The sequence below is a fragment of the Maricaulis maris genome (assembly GCF_049116555.1).
Classification (GTDB): domain Bacteria; phylum Pseudomonadota; class Alphaproteobacteria; order Caulobacterales; family Maricaulaceae; genus Maricaulis; species Maricaulis maris_C.
The window spans coordinates 99297-120001 of sequence record NZ_JAGDYT010000008.1 but is presented as its reverse complement, the minus strand read 5'-3'; the positions used below and the strand labels follow the sequence as shown (position 1 = coordinate 120001).

Annotated in this window: 11 protein-coding genes; 4 read left to right on the top strand and 7 right to left on the bottom strand. The window is 61.1% G+C overall.

Going from position 1 to position 20705, the window contains the following annotated elements; genetic code table 11:
• Positions 1-82: 82 nt before the first annotated feature.
• From JXQ94_RS11130 to JXQ94_RS11120, 3 genes are all read right to left on the bottom strand, one after another.
• Entirely contained in the window at positions 83-2695 is a 2613-nt protein-coding gene (locus JXQ94_RS11130; protein ID WP_421923861.1) for a glycoside hydrolase family 3 N-terminal domain-containing protein, read from the bottom strand.
• Positions 2676-3611 carry a glycoside hydrolase family 16 protein gene (locus JXQ94_RS11125; protein WP_421923860.1) on the bottom strand — a complete coding sequence of 312 codons (936 nt, stop codon included), beginning with the start codon at positions 3609-3611 and terminating at the stop codon, positions 2676-2678. The genes JXQ94_RS11130 and JXQ94_RS11125 overlap by 20 nt, the downstream gene beginning before the upstream one ends.
• Positions 3612-3797: 186 nt before the next feature.
• Positions 3798-6971, bottom strand: a complete 3174-nt coding sequence (locus JXQ94_RS11120) for a TonB-dependent receptor (protein ID WP_421923859.1) — start codon at positions 6969-6971, stop codon at positions 3798-3800.
• A 150-nt stretch (positions 6972-7121) separates the two neighbouring features.
• On the opposite strand from JXQ94_RS11120, the gene JXQ94_RS11115 reads away from it, so the two are divergent.
• From JXQ94_RS11115 to JXQ94_RS11100, 4 genes are read left to right on the top strand one after another with little or no spacing between them, the layout of a single operon-like run.
• Positions 7122-8651 (top strand): tryptophan halogenase family protein, encoded by a 1530-nt coding sequence (locus tag JXQ94_RS11115; RefSeq protein WP_421923858.1) that lies wholly within the window; start codon positions 7122-7124, stop codon positions 8649-8651.
• Positions 8652-8661: 10 nt separating this feature from the next.
• Positions 8662-10107: a tryptophan 7-halogenase gene (locus tag JXQ94_RS11110; RefSeq protein ID WP_421923857.1), complete on the top strand. Its 1446-nt coding sequence runs from the start codon at positions 8662-8664 to the stop codon at positions 10105-10107.
• Positions 10100-11638: a tryptophan halogenase family protein gene (locus JXQ94_RS11105; RefSeq protein WP_421923856.1), complete on the top strand. Its 1539-nt coding sequence runs from the start codon at positions 10100-10102 to the stop codon at positions 11636-11638. The genes JXQ94_RS11110 and JXQ94_RS11105 overlap by 8 nt, the downstream gene beginning before the upstream one ends.
• Before the next feature lie 2 nt (positions 11639-11640).
• Positions 11641-13140, top strand: a complete 1500-nt coding sequence (locus JXQ94_RS11100) for a tryptophan halogenase family protein (protein WP_421923855.1) — start codon at positions 11641-11643, stop codon at positions 13138-13140.
• Here the strand turns inward: JXQ94_RS11100 and JXQ94_RS11095 are convergent.
• The 4 genes from JXQ94_RS11095 to JXQ94_RS11080 form a co-directional block, all read right to left on the bottom strand.
• On the bottom strand, positions 13137-14210 hold the full coding sequence (locus JXQ94_RS11095) for a LacI family DNA-binding transcriptional regulator (protein ID WP_421923854.1): 1074 nt from the start codon (positions 14208-14210) through the stop codon (positions 13137-13139). The genes JXQ94_RS11100 and JXQ94_RS11095 overlap by 4 nt on opposite strands.
• Positions 14211-14562: 352 nt before the next feature.
• Positions 14563-15612: a hypothetical protein gene (locus tag JXQ94_RS11090; protein ID WP_421923853.1), complete on the bottom strand. Its 1050-nt coding sequence runs from the start codon at positions 15610-15612 to the stop codon at positions 14563-14565.
• Positions 15612-19889, bottom strand: a complete 4278-nt coding sequence (locus tag JXQ94_RS11085; RefSeq protein WP_421923852.1) for a hypothetical protein — start codon at positions 19887-19889, stop codon at positions 15612-15614. The genes JXQ94_RS11090 and JXQ94_RS11085 overlap by 1 nt, the downstream gene beginning before the upstream one ends.
• Complete coding sequence (locus JXQ94_RS11080; RefSeq protein ID WP_421923850.1) at positions 19871-20416, bottom strand: hypothetical protein; 546 nt, start codon at positions 20414-20416, stop codon at positions 19871-19873. The genes JXQ94_RS11085 and JXQ94_RS11080 overlap by 19 nt, the downstream gene beginning before the upstream one ends.
• Between the last annotated feature and the right edge of the window lie 289 nt (positions 20417-20705).

Genomic DNA, 20705 nt, shown 5'->3' with positions numbered 1-20705 from the left:
CCACCGCCGCCGGAGACGCACCGACGCGTGCAGCGCTCGCGGGAGCGAGGCTGCACGCGTCGGTCAGACAACGCAGTGGGAGCTAGAGCTCACACGCCATGTCGGCGTCCGCTTCGCCACCGATCGACACATCATCGATCCACAACTCAAGGCCGAGCGATCCGGTGATGACCAGGGGCGCGGTGATGGCAGACAGGTCCGCACCGGCGTCGGCAAAACAGGACAGCGGCAAAACAGCGCTCTGCCACCCCTTGCCCTCGGCCCAGCGGATACCGGCCGTGACATCCAGACCGCCTTCACAGTCTTCGCCGCAGGCCATTGCAAGGCCGACTGGCCCTTCGCCGCGATTTGTCACCTGATAGGAGATTTGCAGAAGACTGTTGCTGTCGAGCGCCGCCGTTTCGCCTTCGACACGCACCGAGGCCTCACCGGTCCAGGTCATGCGACGGCTATCATCCTGCACATCGCGGTCATCGAGCGTGACGCTGACCAGACCATCATCGCTGCTGCCGTCCGGGCCACTCACGGCCACCGGCTCACCGGCGCCTTGCAACACCAGCTGATAGTCACCGAGTACACGCCCGGCACCGGCCAGGGCGATCATGCCCTCGCCGCCCAGATCAGCAAGACCACTGTCTTCGCTGAGATCGCCAACCGGCTCGCCTGCTGCCGCATAGCTCAGCCCGTAGCCATAGGCGAAAAGCGGATCATACCCGTCATCATGGGGGTTCAGAACCGTTTGATCCGCGCGACGCGGCCATGAATAGGACAGCCGACCCGCGAAGTCGTGGCGCGCCTGGCCGTCAGCATCACCAACAAGCACATCGGCAATACCGCCGCCTTCAGAGCCCGGCAACCAGGCCGCCACGAACGCGTCGGAGGCGTTCAATTCGCGATTCACCCAGAGCGGGCGACCGGAAATGAAGACCGCAACGGTGGGGATGCCGTCGGCCTGGAACTGGCGCAGCAGGTCCAGTCCGGCTTCATCAGGGAAATTCACATAATCCTGGTCGCCGACGAATTCGGCGTAGGGATTCTCACCGAAGACGACAACCGCCACATCCGGGCGTTCGGAATAGCTTCCGTCTTCGCTGACCGTGACCGTGCCGCCGGCCTCGGAGACGACCTCTTCAAACCCATCAAAAATCGACTGGGCGCCGGGGAAGACATCATTGCTGTGGCCATCGCCCTGCCAATTGATGGTCCATCCGCCGGATTGTTTGCCGATATTGTCGGCGCCATCGCCCGCGACAAGGATACGGGCCGTCGGGTTGAGCGGCAGAAGGCCGGAATCGTTTTTCAGAAGCACAAGGGAGCTGCGCACCGCCTCGCGGGCGAGCGCCCGGTGCGCGTCACCGCCGACGAGGTCGAAATCCCCGGCATGCTGACGCTCTGAGGGCGCGACGCCTTCAAACATCCCGGCACGCACCTTCACGCGCAGGATACGGGTCACCGCCTCATCGAGGCGTTCCATCGGAATGGTCCCGTCCTGAACCTGGGTCAGGAGGCTCTCATAGAGGCCACGCCAGCTTCCCGAGGCCATATACATGTCGACACCCGCCAGCAGGGCCTGCGGACAGTCTTCCGGGGTGCAACCCGCGATCTGGCCATGGCCTTCCCAGTCGCCGATGACGAAGCCGTCAAACCCCATCCGGTCGACAAGGACATCGGTGAGCATGGCGCCATTCCCGTGCATCTTGATGCCATGCCAGGAATTGAAGGATGCCATGACCGTCTGCACGCCAGCCGCGATTGCCGGCGGGTAACCTGCCGCATGAATGTCGCGCATATCCGCTTCGCTGGACCGGTTGTCACCTTGGTCGATGCCGCGATCGGTACCACCATCACCGACCCAGTGTTTGGCGGTGGCAACAATATGATCGCCACTCAACAGGTCGTCCGTGCCGGCAACGCCCTGGAGTCCTTCCACCATGGGGCGACTTAGATTGGCAACGATCTCCGGCCGTTCGGAATAGCCTTCATAGGTCCGCCCCCAGGTATCATCCTGCACAACGGCCAGTGTCGGCGCGAACGTCCAGTCCTGTCCGGTGGCGCGAATTTCCAAAGCCGTCGCCTCGCCAATACGGCGGATCAGGTCCGGATCATTGGCGGCACCAAGACCGATATTGTGCGGAAACAGGGTCGCGCCGACAATATTCGAGTGGCCGTGAACGGCATCCGTACCCCAGATGATCGGGATTCCAACGCCGCCATCCGACGTGTCCGTGGTCACGGTGTAATACTCATCCGCGAGTGCCAGCCAGGCCTCGGGTGGAGCGAAATTATCATTGCCCGGACCGGAATTCCCGCCATTGAGGATGGATCCGAGATGGTATTGGGCCGCCAGTTCCGGGGTAACGGTGGAAATGTCCGCCTGAAGCACCTGACCGACTTTTTCCTCAACGCTCATGCGCGAGACGAGGTCGGCCACAAAGGCCTCGATGTCCGGATCGCGTTCAACGCCGGATTGGCCCTCCGGCCAATTCGCCGGATCAATGATGACGCTGCTTGTGCCGTTGGACACCGTGATCGCGGTACTCGCGGTGCTCGTGGCACTCGCGGCGCTCTCCTCGACCTCCGGCTCGACGACCTCCTCGGCCGTCGGCTGACACGCCGCGAGCGCGAGCGCAGCGAGTGAAACGGTGAATTTCAGTCCAGCTATTCTTGAAATCCTGTTATTCATCTTGGCCTCCATGCCGGCATCCTGCCAGTGTTTCCGGGTTGGACGGGCATGAATATACCCGCACAAAATCAATCCGCATTTGTCTTGGAAAATGATCCTCGGAGACGCCGCCGAGATTGCTTGTCTCCGGCCAGTTTCCGCCGATCGCGAGGTTCAAAAGCAAATGGAATGGCTGGTCGAATGGGGCGCCGTCCGTCTGACCGGCCGCGCTCCCCTCGGTAAACCACTCATCCGCCGTCTGACGGGCATACGGAACCCCGTCGACAAACCAGGTAAAATCTTCGGGCGTCCATTCGATCGCGTAGACATGGAAACCCTTCGGGTCCTCGAGAAACATCGCATCGCCGGATTGGGTGTTGTCCGGCGCAGAGCCACCATAGTGAAGCGTCCCCAGAACCCGGTTTTCAAGCCCGGCCGGGCAGACGTCGCACGGCTCTCCCAGATTGACCGCCTCCATGATGTCGATCTCGCCAGACGCTGCCCAACCGCCATAGACACTGTCTTCCGGCAACATCCAGATGGCCGGCCAGCTACCCTGGTGCCCGGGCAGCTGCGCGCGGATCTCAAAGCGACCATAGCGCCAGGATGCCAGACCCCGCGTTGTCAGACGCGCGGACGTGAAATCCTGCGTGACGGCATCACCGGTCAGCCCCCAGCGTGGCGGGAAAGGATCTCCGGTCCACGACTCATTGCGGGCCTCGATCACCAGATGCCCGTCGGCGGTAAAGGCATTCTCGGGACGGTCAGTATAACATTGACGCTCATTATTGCCGCCGCCCCAGCAATCCACGTCATAGGTCCATTTGCCGGGGTCGATTGCGTCCGTTTCAAACTCATCCGCCCAGACAAGTGCCCAGCCCTCCGGCTCCGTTGCCGGCAGCGGCTGCAGGGTGGCGACGAGTACTGAAAGAAAGTGCAAGGGCATCATGCGCTTACGGCTCCCTCAGCCTTGGTTGTGGAACCTGATAGATAGACGAAGCACCGCGACAGATTGCGAGCACGCGCAAGGATCACGCTTGAGCTCTTGCCAGATGCTGGCGGGCTTCAAAAAAGGGGGCAGGTGGTTACACCTGCCCCCAATTTCAGAATTTGAAATCATGCATTGTTGCGCTGACTAGAATTCGTAGCGCACACCGACTTCAAATCGACGGTCGTTCTGGAAGACCGACCGAGCATAGCTCTGACCTGCCGCATCGACCTGCTGGCTGGCAGCAGCGCGGGTATCGAGCAGATTGGCAGCCTGGACACGCAGCTGGAAGCTGTCCGTGACGTCCCAACGGAAGGAGGCGTCAAGGAAACCGATATCGTCCTGCATGATCGGGTTGCCCGTGATGAAGTCCCGATAGGAACTCCAGTAGGCCGACCGCCAATTGTAGGCGAGGCGGACTTCGAACTGATCATCCTGATAGATACCGATCAGGTTGTAGGACTTGTCCGAGAGTCCGAGCAGCTCGTCGACACCCCACCGGTAGACCGTGAGGAAGCCTTCAACGCCATCACCATCCGCATCCTGCACCGACGGCAGCGGCGAGGTTTCGGAAGCCAGGAACGTCATGTTCGCCTGGACGCCCAGGTTTCCGAACAGTCCCGGCCACTCGGTGAAGAATTGCTGGTAGGAGAATTCCACACCTTCCACGGTACCGTCATTCAGGTTCAGATTGCCCGAATAGGTCACCGGAACTGTGTAGCCATCCAGCGTGATCGAATCGATCGTTTCCTCGCCGTAGACGATGATATTGCTCAGATCCTTGTAGAAGGCCGACGCGGTGAAGAGACCGTCTGAACCGAAATACCACTCATAGGACAGGTCGAAGTTTGTCGCTTCAACCGGATCGAGGGTCGGATTTCCGCCAACCTCGTTGATGCCACCAAGAACGATATCGGTGATAGCCGGCGGTGTAGCCGTATTGTCGACGACAAAGCCAAGCTCGGCCGACACGCCGCGGTTGGAGTTGAGGTTCGCAATATTGGCAGGCGAGATCGCCTGGCTGGCGGCAAAGCGGACAATCATCTCATCATTCAGGTCCCAGCGGACATTGAAGGACGGCAGCCAGTACTCATAGCTGTTGTCGATCGTGTTCGCCTGATTGGCCTGATCAAGATAAGCCGCGGTCTCCGGGAGGAAATCGCGAGGCTGCGTCGCGTCAAGCGGATCATCTTCCGCAAGTTCTGCATAGCCGACGAAACCGCCACCGGTCGTGTCGGTGCGCACATAACGCAGACCGAAATTACCCGTGACCGACTGGCCATTGCTGAACTCCTGGCCGAAATTCATCCGACCATAGAAGTTGGTCGTCTGCTCCTTGACCGACCCGTCAATGCCGCGATTGACGTAATCAATCACACCATTCTGACGGAGCGGAACCCAGTCGCCGACCTGCAGATTGCCATCACCATTGATTCCGCCGCCCATCAGCGGCTCAGCGGCGAGAGAGGCCACGAATGCCTCATAGTCCTGCATCTGGACACGGCTCGGGAAGACGATCGAGGTGATGTCACCCTGGAACACGTTCCCATCCATGAAGCCGGAGAAGTCGGCGACATCATAGGCGCCGGCATCTGCACGGTTCGCGTAAGGCAGGTAGCCGCCACTCCATGGCGGCGCGATGCCAGCCCAGTTCAGGCCCGCACTGCGGTTGATCTGCTCACGCTCGGAGAAGCGCGCACCAAACTGAACGGAGTCAAACCAGCCATCATCACCGAATTCGTATTCGGCATCGGCCCGGAAAGCGGTCAGATCGCCGGTATTGTCCTCGAACTGGTCAGCCGCATACAGCAGGAATGCGTAACGCGGGTCACCGAGGTCACCCAGGACGCCCGGATCAGCACCACGGAAAGTGCCACCCCAGTCTGCCAGGCGGACCTGATCGGACAGGAAGAGCTCGATCTCCGGATTCTCGGCGTCCGAGAAGTCGAACCGGTAGTCGGCGAAGTGATTACCACCCGCCCAGAGCCGGTTCATGGAGGCTTCGGCTTCGGTGTATTGAGCATCCAGCTCGACATACAGACGGTCGTTCACACGCCATTGAAGATTGGCGCTGAAGTCCTGCGTCATCGACTCATTGGTCTGCGCAATTGCAAGCGACTGAAGCGGAGTCTGAAGGTTACCGGTCTGGCCCAGCCAATCGCGAAGATTGTTGGAAACCATGCCCGATTCCATCAGGCCGCCATCGACACCGATCAGGCTTTCGCAGATCCCGACGCCACCATTGGCGGCTTCGCCATTACCATTACAGCGCGGGATGCCGGCGGAGGTGAAAGGTGTGATGTTGCGGGTGCTTGAATCGCCGAGCACCGACCAGACATTCCACGACTCGGCATCGGTGAAGAATTCGAGTGTGCGCTCATCGGTCTGAACGAAATTCTCGACCCGGGTCGCCTTCAGCGTGAGCTCGATGTCGCCATTCGGCGAGCGCCACTGGCCCGCAAGATAGTAACTGTCGCGCTCGCGGCCGATTTCGGCATCACGTGCCTGCCAGCCACCCGGCAGAGCCATTGTGGTCCCCGCATTGTCCGGGTTCGGAATCGCCATCAACTGGCCATACTGGAAACCATTGATGCGCGACTGCAGCTCGGACGTCGAGTACGACGCCAGAATTCCGAAGTCACCGGAATTATTGCTCCAGCGATCCCCGAAGATCGCGCTGTAGCCCGGGCTCCATTCCTCGGCGAGGTCCGCATAGGTTCCGTCAGCAGCGAGGATCGCGATCTGACCATCACGGTCGAACGGCTCGAGCGTGCGCAGATTGACCGTACCGGCAATCCCGCCTTCGAGCATGTCAGCCGTCTGGTTCTTGAACACGTCGACGGAGCCGATCAGCTCAGGCGGAATACTGGCCCATTCCAGGGCGCGGCCACCATTTGCCGAGAAGGCGTCACGGCCATTGAATTCGGACCGGACATACTGCAGGCCACGGACGATGTTGCCGGAACCTTCAGGCGACGGGAAATCGCCGTCGCTGCCGCCAAGCACGAACCGCTGGACCACAACACCCGGCACGCGTGCCAGGGCTTCAGCCACGGACAGGTCCGGCAGTTGGGACACGTCAGACGCGGTGATCGAGTCCACGAATGTGTCAGCTTCACGTTTGGTGTTACGGGCCGTGAGCAGTGCGCCCCGGACGCCTTGAATCGTGATGACTTCCTGAGACGTCTCACTCTCTTCGTTGGCGGTTTCTGCTTCCTGCGCCATGGCAGGTTGAGCAGCCAAGGTGGCAACCATGGCTGTCGTTCCCAGCAGGGCATACCGCGTTGACCGCCAGCGGTCAGCCTTCTTCGATTTGGTCACTTAGTTCCTCCCCTAGACGCAAGTCTTTATTTTTTTACCCAAAACGGGCATCGGATATCACCGAAGATGGTAACGTTATCATTACTCCTTTCATTTTTGCAATAGGCGATCCATAGTGAGATTGCCGGTTGGTAGTCATAAGGATCGGACGTGAGTGCGATTTCGCGAATTTGTATTCTTGGCGGTGGAACCTCGGGTTGGATGACTGCCGCCGCCCTATCCAACAAGTTCAAAAGTTTAGGCCTTGAAATCACGCTCGTTGAATCCGATCAGATCGGAACCGTTGGCGTAGGTGAGGCAACCTTGCCACACATTCGGTTTTTCAATCAGGCGCTGGGAATCGACGAACCGACCTTCATGAAATCCACCGAGGCCACGTTCAAGCTCGGGATCGAATTCTGCGACTGGGGCCAGCGCGGCGATCACTATATCCACCCCTTTGGGGATTACGGTCTCCCGCTCGACGATCTGGACTTCCACCAGTTCTGGCTGAGGCTGCAGAAGGCCGGCCAGGCTCGGCGTCTCAGTGATTATTCCTACCCGATCGTGGCAGCCGAGAACGGACGCTTCCAGATCCCGGGCCAGGACCCCAACAAGATCGGTTCGAATTTCGGCTACGCCTACCAGTTCGATTCCAGCCTCTATGCCCGCTTCCTCAGGTCATACGGCGAGGACAACGGCGTTCGACGGCTTGAAGGCCGTGTTGTCGATGTCGAACTCGACAGCGAGTCCGGCGACGTCAAATCCGTCAAGCTCGCGGACGGGTCACAAGTGACTGCGGACCTGTTTGTCGATTGCTCGGGCTTTCGAGGCGTGCTGATCGAGCAGGCCCTGGAGACCGGTTATGATGACTGGAGCCAATGGCTGCCCTGCAACCGCGCCATCGCCGTCCCGTGTGAATCCAGAGGCGAGCTCCTGCCCTTTACCCGCGCCACGGCCCGCACGGCCGGCTGGCAATGGCGTATTCCGCTGCAGCACCGGACCGGCAATGGTCATGTCTACTGGAATGAATTCATCTCCGATGATGAGGCGACCCACCAGTTGATGAGCTCGCTGGAGGGACCGGCGCTGGCCGAACCCAAGCAACTTTTCTTCAAGACCGGTCGCCGCAAGAAATTCTGGAATCGCAATGTGGTCAGCATTGGCTTGTCTGCCGGCTTCCTCGAACCGCTTGAGTCCACATCCATCCACCTTATCCAGGAAGGCATAACATCGCTGATCGAGCTCTTCCCGAGCCAGACGATCAACCCGTTGGACATCGCCGAATACAATGACCGGATGGCATTGAACTTCGAACGCGTGAGAGATTTCCTGCTTCTCCACTACGTCGCGACCCAGCGGAATGACAGTGAGATGTGGCGCTATTTCCAGGCCATGGAGCTGCCCGCCAGCTTGCAGGAGAAAATCGCCGCCTGGTCGTCGCGCGGCTATGTTCTGAAGTACGAGTTCGGCGTCTTTCTGCCGCCAAGCTGGATCGCGGTGATGCTGGGGCAGAACCTCATGCCCACCGATCACGACCCCCGAATCGACAAATATCCGCTCGCGGAGGTGAAACGGCGACTGGACGAGATAGATCAGGAAACAAGGCGTGCCGTCGAAGCGACGCCGACGCAGGCTGAATTCCTGCGCCGTCATGGCGCGGCTTCCGCTTCAGCGCCCATCCTTGCAAACGGAATGTGAGCCCGCGCCCGTGCCGGAACCGACCAACACACCGACCAGATCCATTATCGTCTTGGGCAGCGGCCTGGCCGCCAGCCTGACAGCGCTCAGCCTCGTCAGAAGCCTGGACGAAACCTGCGGGATCATCCAGATCCGAGGCGCGGCGGTGCCACAGGAAGACGTGCTCTATGGAAACGCAACCGACCCGTCGAGCTACAATTTTCTGCGTCGACTGGGGCTGGATGAGCCGACGCTCCTGCTGAAGAGCGCCGCCTCCTTTTCCTATGGCTGCCACTTCCGCCATTGGCTGTCTTCGCACAGCTGGCTGCAATGTCATCACGCGCCGTTCAAGACGATTTCGGGCATCCCGCTATTTCACCACGTGACACGCGCCTCCGCGGCCCTGCAGCCCCTGCTGGTCTCTGCGCAGGCCGCGCTTGCCGGGCGCTTCGCGCACCCGCCTTCGGATCCGGGAATTGCCCTGTCGCAAGCTGAATACGGTTATCAGATAGACCCTTGCGAGCTGACCCGGCTTGTCGACGCCCAGCTTGCGACCACTCACGTCCGGCGCATGGATGCCGACATTCGCTCGATCGAGGCCGAAGGCAGTCGGCTCACCGCCGTTCAGCTGGACACTGGCGAGACCATGACGGCGACCCTGTTCATTGATGCGAGCGGCCCCTCAAGGCACGCCATCAACAGCGTGGGAGCCAGTTTCAACGCCGAACGGACGATCGGAGCCGCCAAAACGACCCGCGCCACCGATCAGCTCGGCCCGCCGTGTCGCGAGATCGAGGCCAATGCCCTTGGCTGGACGTCAAAAGCCTTCCTCCAGAACGGCGAACACGTGCTGCATGTCGGCCCGGCTGACAAGGCCGAGGACCCGGACGCACACTTCACCATCGAGCTTGGGCATTTGACGGATGCCTGGGTCGGGAATTGCGTGGCGATCGGCCATGCCGCTTCGGTGGTCGAGCCGCTCACCCCGGCGCCGATGATCATGCTTCAACGCGATATCGAGCGTTTGCTGGAACTCATCCCGGTGCTCGACGACATGACCGTTGAACAAAAGGAGTTCAACCGGCGCTTTCGCGAGGATACGGCCCACACCAACCTGTTTCATGATGCGCTACTGTCTGGCAGCGACGCGCCCGCCTCCAGCTATTGGCGAGACGCCTTGGCGAAGCCACACAGCGAGAAGCTCGACCGGAAGATCACGCAATTCACAAATCGGGGGCTTCTGACCCGCTACGATCTCGAGCCCTTCAATGACGAGGACTGGACCATTGCGCATATGGGAATGGGCCGGACCCCGAGACAGTATGACCGGCAGGTCGACCGGATTTCGAAAGACGAGACCGAACGGAATTTGACCCATATGAGCGAGGCGATCAAACAGCTCATACCCAAAATGCCGCCGCACCACATTTATGTGGCCAAGCTCAAGCAATACTTCGAAAAGAAAAACCATGTCTGATACCCCGCCTGGCAATATCAAACGCATCGTCATTGTCGGCGGCGGGTCGGCGGGCTGGATGACGGCCGCAGCCCTGTCGAGTCTTTTGCCCCCGGACAGCGTTCGGGTGTCGCTGGTCGAGTCCGAACAGATCGGCACGATCGGGGTCGGCGAGGCAACGATCCCCGACATCATCCACTTCAATGCGATCCTGGGTATTCCCGAGGCCGAATTTCTGAAGGCGACAAACGGGACCTTCAAACTCGGCATCAAGTTCGTGAACTGGGGCCAGCTGGGCGACGCCTATTTCCATCCATTCGGCGTGCATGGCGCCGATATGAACGGCATTGATTTCCATCAATTCTGGCTCCGCTACAAACAGGACAACCCCGGCAGCACGATTGAGGAATTCAGTCTCAGCGCCCGCGCCGCGGCGGCCGGCAAATTTGCCAAACCGGAAGCCAATCCGCGATCCGTCCTCTCCCAGCTGCGCTATGCCTATCATTTCGACGCCACCGCCTATGCGCGCTATCTCCGAGGGTATGCAGAAAAGCGCGGTGTCCAACGGATCGAGGGCAAGGTCACCCAGGTTCACCAACATGCGGAGACGGGCGATATCGCCCGGATAGAGCTGGAAGACGGCTCATCCGTCGACGGCGACCTTTTCTTCGACTGTACGGGCTTTCGCGGCCTGCTCATCAACAAGACGCTGGGCATCGGCTTCAAGGACTGGTCTCACTGGCTGCCCTGCGACACCGCACAGGCGGTTGCCTGCGAGTCAGCCGGCGACCCCCTGCCCTACACAATCTCCACGGCCAAGAAGGCGGGCTGGCAGTGGCGCATCCCCACACAGCATCGAACGGGGAACGGGCATATCTATTCCAGCAAACTGATGAGCGATGACGAGGCCGTTCAAAGCCTGATGGATGATCTCGATGGCCCGGCGATCGGATCGCCGCGCAAGATCGCCTTCCAGACCGGTCACCGCACGAAATTCTGGGAAAAGAATTGTATCGCGATCGGCCTGTCCGGCGGTTTTCTCGAACCCCTGGAATCAACCTCTCTTTTCCTGATTCAAGAAGGGATCAGCAAGTTCATCGCCCTGTTTCCGACCGCCAGCATGCCATCCGTCGTTCGCGACGAGTACAACCGCATGCTGGAGAAGAAATTCGAGCAGGTGCGCGACTTCATCATCCTGCACTACAAGGCCACCCAGCGTGATGACACCCCCTTCTGGACCTACACCCGGACGATGGACGTCCCCGACTCATTGACCCGGCGCATCGAACTGTTCCGCGAGGCCGGGCGCGTTTTCCGCTATGATGACGAATTGTTCTCGAAACCGAGCTGGATCGCGGTCCTGCTGGGGCAGAACATCATGCCAAAATCAATTGATCCGATCGTGAGCACGGTGGACCGTGCCCAGATCACGCACAGCCTCCAGTCGATGCAGTCGGCCATGGGACGGGCGGTAGACCATATGCAATCGCATCGCGCTTTCCTCAACAGTTTGGACAGCCCGGCGCAAACGCTGAGTGGGAATGGGCGATAAGCATGCAAGACCAGAATATCAAAGAGATCGTGATTGTCGGTGGCGGCACGGCTGGCTGGATGGCCGCTGCGGCGTTTTCCATCCTTTTGCGCGACCCGACCGTCAAGATCCGTCTAGTCGAGTCCGACGAGATCGGAACGGTTGGTGTCGGCGAGGCGACAATTCCGCATATCCGGTACTTCAACAAACTGGTCGGCCTGGACGAAAAAGAATATCTGCGCCGGACAAATGCGACCTTCAAACTCGGCATCGAGTTTGTGAATTGGGGTCAGGTGGGAGATCGCTACTTCCACCCCTTCAGCCCCTATGGGGTGAATATGGATGGGATCCATTTCCACCATTTCTGGCTCCGCCATATCCAGACTCCGAATGCCACGCCGATCGACGACTACAATATCCAGGTTCTGGCATCGAAGCTGAACAAGTTCGCCCACCCGCAACCCAACCTGCGCGGCTCCCCGCTCGCCAATATCGAATACGCTTACCAATTCGATGCCAGCCTCTATGGCAAATACATGCGCGAAGTCGCTGAATCGCGGGGCGTGGAACGCGTTGAAGGCAAGGTCGTCGAGGTCAAGCAGCGCCCAGAGGACGGCTTTATCGAAAGTCTCAAACTGGAGTCAGGCGAGCTTGTTGCGGGCGAGCTCTTCATCGACTGTACCGGCTTCCGTGGCCTTCTGACCGAGCAGACACTGAAGTCCGGCTATGATGACTGGTCCCACTATCTGCCCGTCGACCGGGCCGTCGCCCAGGCATGCGAACTCGCCGGACCACTGACCCCGTTCACGCGGTCGACCGCGCACAAGGCTGGTTGGCAATGGCGTATCCCGCTGCAGAACCGGCTGGGCAATGGTCATGTCTATTGCAGCGACTATATCAGTGATGATGAGGCCTATGACACGCTGAAGTCCGGCCTCGACGGTGCGCCGATCTCCGAGCCACGTTTCCTGCGGTTCAAGACGGGCATTCGAAAGAAGCCCTGGAACAAGAATGTCGTCGCCCTGGGCCTGGCGAGCGGGTTTCTTGAACCGCTGGAGTCCACATCAATCCACCTGATCCAGACCGCCATCGCCCGCCTGATGACCAATTTCCCCGACAAGGTCTTCAACGAGCGGGATATCGAATACTACAATGATCGCACGCTCGCCGAGTTCGAACAGGTTCGCGATTTCATCATTCTCCACTATTGCGCCACCCAGCGCACCGACAGCCCGCTATGGAATCACGTCCGGACGATGGACCTGCCGGAAACACTTCGCCAAAGAATTGATATATATAAAGAAAATGGCCGCCTCTACCGGCATGACAATGAGCTGTTCGGCGAACACAGCTGGTTTGCCGTATTCGAGGGCCAGAACATCCGACCCAAGCGCTATCACCCGGTCATCAACCACTTGGCCGATGACATGCTCGAAAAGCGCATGACGGAAATCCGACGCGCGATGCATAAATGCCTCGAGCAGTTCGAAGATCACGCGGCATACCTGCAGAAGCGGACCTAGACCGACCGCTTTCTCGCAGACGCCAGGGCGGGCGGGTTCGGCGCCGCTGTGGAATCCCGCACAATCAGCTTGTGAGGCAGGCACAGTTTCTGTGGCGGCACCTTGGAAGGGGCGCTCGCCCCGGCGACAAGGCGCTCGAGTGTCTCGATCGCCGCATCGGCCATTTTCCGGATGGGCTGGCGGATCGTGGTCAATGGCGGCCAGACGGCCGAGGCGGTTGCCGTATCATCAAAGCCGACAACGGAAACATCCTCCGGCACGCGGAGTCCGGACTGGTGCGCCGTGGCGATCGCACCCGCCGCCATATCGTCATTGCTGGCAAAGATCGCCGTCGGCGGGTTGTCAGCCTGCAGGATCGCCTTGGCGGCGTGCATTCCCGAAACATAGGTGAAATTGCCCTCGGCCAGAATGCTGGGGTCAACCGGTATACCGCGCTCCGCAAGGGCCTGCGTGTACCCGGTGAGGCGCAGCTCACTCGCCCGGTGATCGGCCGGCCCCTTGATCAAGCCGATCCGGTCGTGTCCGAGATCCAGCAAATACGATGTCATCTCTCGTGCCGCGGCAATGTCATCCATCCCGACACTGGCTCCCGCATAGGTACCGAGCCGCGGACTCACACAGACATAGGCGATCTTGGTCCGCTCCAGGACATCAATCAGCTGGGGATCGTCGGAGAGCGGCGGAACAACGATGAGGGCCTGGATACTCGTATCGAGAAAGCGTCGCTCGATCAGTTCCAGATTGACCAAATTCCGATCGAGAAACGGTTCCTCGACGACAAGGTTGTGGCCAAGCCTCCGACAGGTGCTGAGCGCGCCCAGCAGGAATTCGCTGAGATAGCCGTAACTCGGATTGCGGTAGATGAGGCCGATGAACAGGCCGGACCGTCCGGCAAGACTGCGCGCCATCAGATTGGGTCGGTAATTCAAGGCGCGCATCGCCTCGAGGACGCGCTTGCGCGTGGATTCCTTCACCATGCCCTGGTCGTTGAGAACGCGCGACACGGTCATTGGAGAAACTGATGCAAACTCAGCGACATCCTTGATCGTAGGCTGTGGCTTTTTTCTCATACCAACCCTGTCATGACCTTCAACCGACACCGCCAGAACCTGGATGATCAGTCTGGACAGCTCCGCAAAGAGCCAAACCCGCAATTTTTGTATAGAACGTCTGCACGATTTCTCAAACGCGCTTTCCCGGTAGGCCGGAGATGCCGGTCTGGCCAAGCTAGCCGCCGCCGCGTCGGCAGCGAGATGGCGATGACAGGGCGCGAGGGGCGATCTGCCCGGTTCCCATGACAGGCGCGAGGATGATCTGGAATCTGACCGCGAGACAGACCGGCAAGCCCCGTCAGGACGCGCTGACCGACCCGGCCTTGCCGATCAAGGCACACCAATCTGCGCGCAACGCGTCGGGCGCGCTCTATCGGGACGGGGCGGCAGGCTTCCGGCGCCGCCAGAACCAGATGACGCCACCAAGGCCGCCCAAAAGCGCCAATACTCCAAGGCCCGCCATGAAAAGCGGCGGAATACCGCGGCGGCTTCGGCCTTCAACCACTCTGGAGAGCTCGCTTGCGACGGCCTCGGCCTCATTGGCCGCTCGCAGCTCGACACCCAGCGCATTCCCGATCTGGGCAAGCTGGTAGAGAGACGGGTCATCCTCTTCCACGCCCAGGGTTATCAACTGACCCATCATCCGGCCCAGCGGCTCGATCAAGATGATTTCAAGCGACTTGTAGCCATCTGTCTGCTGGTCGTGCCACGTCCCCGGATCGGTCACCCCGACGAAGACAGGACGCCCCGTGACCTCGACATATCGCATGCCGCTCCAGCCACCATTTTCCGATGGCGAGACATACAAAACCTCCCCATCCTCGTCGACGACACGGATTTCGGGCCCGAAATAGCCCCCCCTCCAGGAATGCAGCTGGATCCCCAATACGCCTCGCCGTGGCGGGTCGACCCGGAACCAGTCCCAGTCCTGATTGGCGAGCCGGATCACGCTGTGAAAGGGCAGTTCAATCTCGCGCGCCTGCTCGATATCGTCATTGGGTTCGAAGGCATCATTGGGAGGTCGGGCGAATATCCGCCCTTGCACCACACCGCCGGCGGGGCCGTCCGGACCCGATCCGGCGAGCTCCAGGCGATGACGCCCCGGGCCCAGAACCATCACTTCGCTCCGGTCCTGTTTCTCGACCGTCGGATCATCGGCCATCTCAAGGATGGCGACATCGACCAGAGTGTCGGGACCCGAAAACACATCAAAGCGAATCTGTGCCGGCCTTTCCAGGCGCAGGCTGATCTCGGCGGCACCCTCTTCATCCAGTTCGATCGTGACGATCTCGTTTGGATCCAATCGGGTCTGTGCCCGAACTCCGGGGGCGGTGACCAGGGTCACACAGACCATCACGAAGAAGGCAACACAGATGCCACCTTGAGCATGACGAAGACGGGGGAGACGAAACACCGGCATTATCCGTTCTCCGGCTCGGCCCGGCTTACCGCATCACCGACGCGCTGACGCGCCTGGGGCAATGGCATCAGACCGCCACGCGCCTGATTGGCTCGATTGCGAACCCGGTCCATATCCGCCTGCCCTCGCGAACTGCGGCCAACATCGGTCATCGTCTCACTGGGGCGGGAATTGATGCCCCAACGCAGGCCGGATTGTCGGCTTCGACCATAATAGACGCCGTAATCCTTGACCTCATAGACGGCCAGGCAACGGCCGTCCGGCAGGACGCGTTCGATATAGCTGTGCTCTGTCAGGGTGATACGGTCGAGATGACGGCCACCATCCTCGACCTCTACAGCATAGCCTGACCACGTCTCCGCCTGACAATTGGCCGGCGGCTGCGGCGGTGGACCCCGGTCAGGCGCTGGCGGCGGCGCCGCATCGGGCGCCTGGTGACGGGACAGGACCGCCTCCAGCTCCCGGATCGCCCCGGTAACATTGCCCTCACAGGTCTCTGCGCCATCCGTGAAGCTGGCATAACGCCATTCCTGTGCCCGCGGATCAGCAAAGCTGGTGAACAGTCCGCGCGCCTGGGCATGCGCGGCGGCCAGGGGCGTCCCGCCGCCTGCGGAGGCTGAAACCAGGAAGTCACGAATGCCCTCGGCATCCCGCGTGAAGCGCCGGGTCGTGAAGCCGCCGCAACCACTGAAGACCACGGCGGCAAACTCGATCAGCTGATCTTCGGGAAGGTTTTCAAAGGTCTGCGTGATACCCGCCCTGGCATTGGCGAGCCGGTTTGCGTCATTCATCGAGCCCGACCCGTCAAGAATGATCAGGAAAGACAGCGCTGGGCCCTCTCCAAGCCTGTGCCAAGTGTCCGGCCCCCCATCGGCGGCTGTGACCCCGGCCCGCATCGCCTCCAGCCCGGCCCAGTACAGCCCCGAACTCCATTGCGATGGGTCATTGATCGTGACCGCGGTCGCGGGGTCCGCATCCAGTGGCTGCCCTTCCAGGCTGATGGTCACAGCCAGATCGCCATTCTCGTCACGCAGGCTCGACGCTTCCTCAAGGTCGAAACGCGCCTGCCAACGCGTCGCTTCACCGCTCACCTCGGCCGTCGCGCCGCCAACCGTGACACTCGGTGCGGCGGCCAGTGGAGCCGAGAATTCGAGCCGCATGCGACCGTCGCCGGTCTCACTGACCGTTCGCGCCACATCCACATCAAGTGTGCGAATCGGCGCGCCAAGCGCCAGTGCCGTCAGTTCCCGCTCCGCCGCATAGTCGGGACCACCCGACCACTCTGCGCGATAGGCCAGTCGACCACCGGCCCGCACGTCAATACGGGCCAGATGAGCGGGAATCCGGTCGACCAGCAATTGGTGGTCCTCATTCGGCTGGGCTCCGCTCGCTTGCGGGTCGGCATCGGTCCAAGCGCCGCGACGCGACCGTACACTGACCCGCAGCGGGAGCGGGCCACGCAAGGCCTCATAGGCCTCTCCCTCAGGCACATCATACCGGCCGCGCCAATGACGGGCATCCAGCCAGCGTCCCTCGAGCGGCTCACCGCCCAATGACAGGATCTGATCGTCCGCATCGCGCTCGATCTCGGCGTCGAAGCGAAGCTCGAGCGTGAGTTCCGCGCCCGGTTGAACAGGACGAAATGCCCGCTCCTCGGGCTCGGACGGCACCAGCGGCGGCGTATCGAACAGCAGCTCGGGGTCGGTCAGCTCTGACTCCGCGCCAGCCGAGACCGAGTAGGCATAGACCGGAAGACTCTCGCCCCGCGCCGAAACGTCCACAGCAACCAGGCGGGGAATCTCCACCTCTCGTCGCAGCACGAAGCGCCCCGCGCTCGCGCGGCCCGGATCGGCCTGGTCAGACGCCGCACGGGTCACGAATACATAGGTATGGCTGTCGCCGGTGCCCGCGCCACCAATTGGGTCGTCGAAACGGACATCGCTGAATATGTCGTCGATGCGGAACCGGATCCGCGTATCGCTCCAGCCGACAATGTCGGTTGCGGCGATGGCGGCGTCCGGGCGAAGACCCAGGCGAAGCTCTCCGGCGGCATCACCAAAATGTCGCCCGCGAATTTCGATGATGTCGCGGGTATCTTCCAGCACCGCGACCACACCATCGGCCGCGAGGTCATCCTCACCGACCACATCAATCACAGGCGTGCGGTCGCACCAATTGGCGACGGACTGCAGCGCCAATCCGGCATCGTCCATGGTGAAGGCGAGGCTCTCATCCGCGTTGAAATCCCAGCTCACATAACCCGGATGGAGCGTATCGACGCCGTCACCGCCAAATCCGGGAGCCGACCAGCCATCATTGACGACGCGGCACAAGGGTTCAGTGCGCTCGCGGGATCCGTTGAGCTCGACAAAAGCGTGCTCGCTGATACCGGCTCCGTCCTCGGTTTCGTCATAGAGTCGCTGGGCGAGAATGCGACACGTCGCCCGCTCGCTGTCTTCAGCCGACCCGCGCAAGCGCGGCAACAGTGTATCGGACTGACGGCAGAAATAGTCGGCGTGGGATCGATTGAAAAAACCGAAGACCGTTTGCGCGTCACGGCCCCGAGGATCGCGGTCAGGCAAGGTGGTTATGGCAGGGGGTTCGAGATAGCTGGCAACAGGATAGGTATCACCGGTCGGCACACCGAGCAGTGTTCCCATCCCGCCTTGTGCCAGGCCCAGGCCGGATGGGTCGCTAAAGGCTGCCATCCGGGCGCGGACATAGATGCGCGTCACCGACAGCGTGTCATTGCGACTGTAGATGAAACCGCGGATCTCCGGTGGCAGATCGGAGGCGGTGGCGTTTCCGGTGACCTCATTGATGACATTGCCGATCCGGAAACCGGCCTGGGCCATGGTCGAGATCGCGCCTGCCGCCGCGAACTCATTGCCCATGCCGAAGACTATGGCCTCATTGGTCGCCCAAGCATTGTAGCAATGGGGCCCAAGGCTTTCGCCGGCAGCGGAGCTGACCGCGGCACCGTCGATCCCGAACCCGTTGCCATTAGGACCAAAGGCCCGGATCACATCCCGGAACCCGGCGCTCGAACAGGCCATCAATTCATTGTACTGGCGCTGGACGGGAAGCGTGGTCTCTGAATTGTATTCGATGATATGACCCGGCAGGCTGACCCGGGCCGCATACCGGCCGCGCTGCAGGTCCCAGGCCCGATAATCACCAACCCCTGGATGCTCTTCCTCATCGCCCGCCCGCCGCCAATGGGCGATCTGGAGCCGTGCAGCAGGCGGATTGCCCGGCTGGGTCAGACCCAGTCTCTCCCCGATCCAGTTGATAGATCGCGCCGCGAGATTGACCACGGAATTGACGACACCGACCTCCGGTGACGAGAGGGCATCCGGTACATGGGCGACGGACTGATAGCCGTGGATGATGCCGGTAAAGGCCCCGGCCATGAGCGCTCGCGTCGGGTCCAGCGCAATGCCGTTTGCATTGTATTCCGGTGACCCCCAACGCTCGAACATATGCCCCATCGCCCAGCGGTCCTGCAGGAAATGCTGGGCATAGCCCTCATAGGCCAGCGCTTCCATCTCGGCTTCGCGGACAACATCACGATAGGCTTCAAGATTGGCCGGATCCGCCTCAATGCGTTCGCGCAACCGACGTGCGCGGGCCGCCAGCCCCATGGCGGTCGCATGGAGTTGTTGATAGGAGCGGGTAGCCTGGGAACCAAAGTGCGAGGCATTGAACCCGCCTCCCTGCCAATAGGAATAATTGTGGCAATTGGCCGGGGTTCCAGCCGGCATTTGCCCATTGGGCAGGGGCGGACAGAGTTCGTTCCGGTTGATCCAGTCATAGAGCGAGTAACTGAAATCGGGGATGCCGGCGAAGTTTGCGGCGCCCGGGACCGTGCGTTGCGGCAGTCCCATGACATCGTCCGGATCCCAGCTTGACCCCTCTCGACTGCGACCGATCTCCGGCCGGAAAAAGCCAGTGGCCAGATCGCGGACCACAAGCCGGTTGTCGGGCGAAAATCCCCAGGGTGAGCCGGGCGCCGCTCGATCGAGCGCCACCTGGGCCAGCCAGGCATGCTCATTCTCATGGCAGCCATCCCGCTCGCTTTGATGGCAGTAATAGATGCCGTGCCACTTGTCCGCATCGGCCACATGCCCGCTGAAGGCGCCTGCCCGGGCGGTTTCCTTGGTGTCGTAGGCCGTGGTCAGCCCCATCAACGCCACGACAAACCCGAGCCGGGCGACATGCGCGACCCGGCGCCAACCTGTCTGTTGCGGGGCGAGTATCATTGAACGGGCGCGCACCAGGCCTCCTCCGCGACGAAAATTGCGTCAAATTCGGCGGTCGCGCCTTCCAGCGTGTCATCGGCACGATCAGCAAATCGGTCACGACAGGCCTGCGGACATTCCGCCTCGGCCACGCACGCTCTCAGCGCGTTTGCCTTTTCGTCAGGCGTGCCTTGTGACGCCGGGGCGAGGCAGGTCAAGACACTGTCCATGCAGCGTCCCCACTGGGCGATGGGATCATCCAGCCCCGGATAGTGAACCGCGGTCAGAGCGAGGTCGCCCTCGCTGGTATTGCCGTGACCGACCGGTCGGGATTCCAGGAAAACAGGGCATTCCGAACTGCCCGCGACACAGTCGGGGTCAGCCACATAGCTCCCGTCAGCCCAGAGATCGGCTGGCGGTCCGTCGCGCGAGCTCAACAGCCACCACGCCGCAAGGGCAAAAAGACCCGTCAAGACAACCAGGATCAAAGCAGGGCCACGCCGCATGCGCACCGTGGCCTGCGAGGCCGTCGGTTCAGGTTCAGCCGGGAAATCTTCGCTCATACGACCTCGCTGACACCACCCGATCGGGCGAAAGTGGACAGAAAACGCTGAACTCGGAAGTGACAACCTTAACACGCTGCCCGGGAAGGTCGAGGCCGTTGCAGGCTCCGCCTCTGGCGCAGCGCTTTGCGCATTGGAAAGCGGCCACGCTCCGTCCCAGCCCCGAACGCACGGCCAAGCGCTTGGGGCGCAGGTGTTCGACATTGCGCAAGGAAAGTGGAAACCGGACAAGCGTCACAGCCGCGGAGCGGATGACGCGCCTGGCAAGGCGACGAAGTCAGGAATGCGC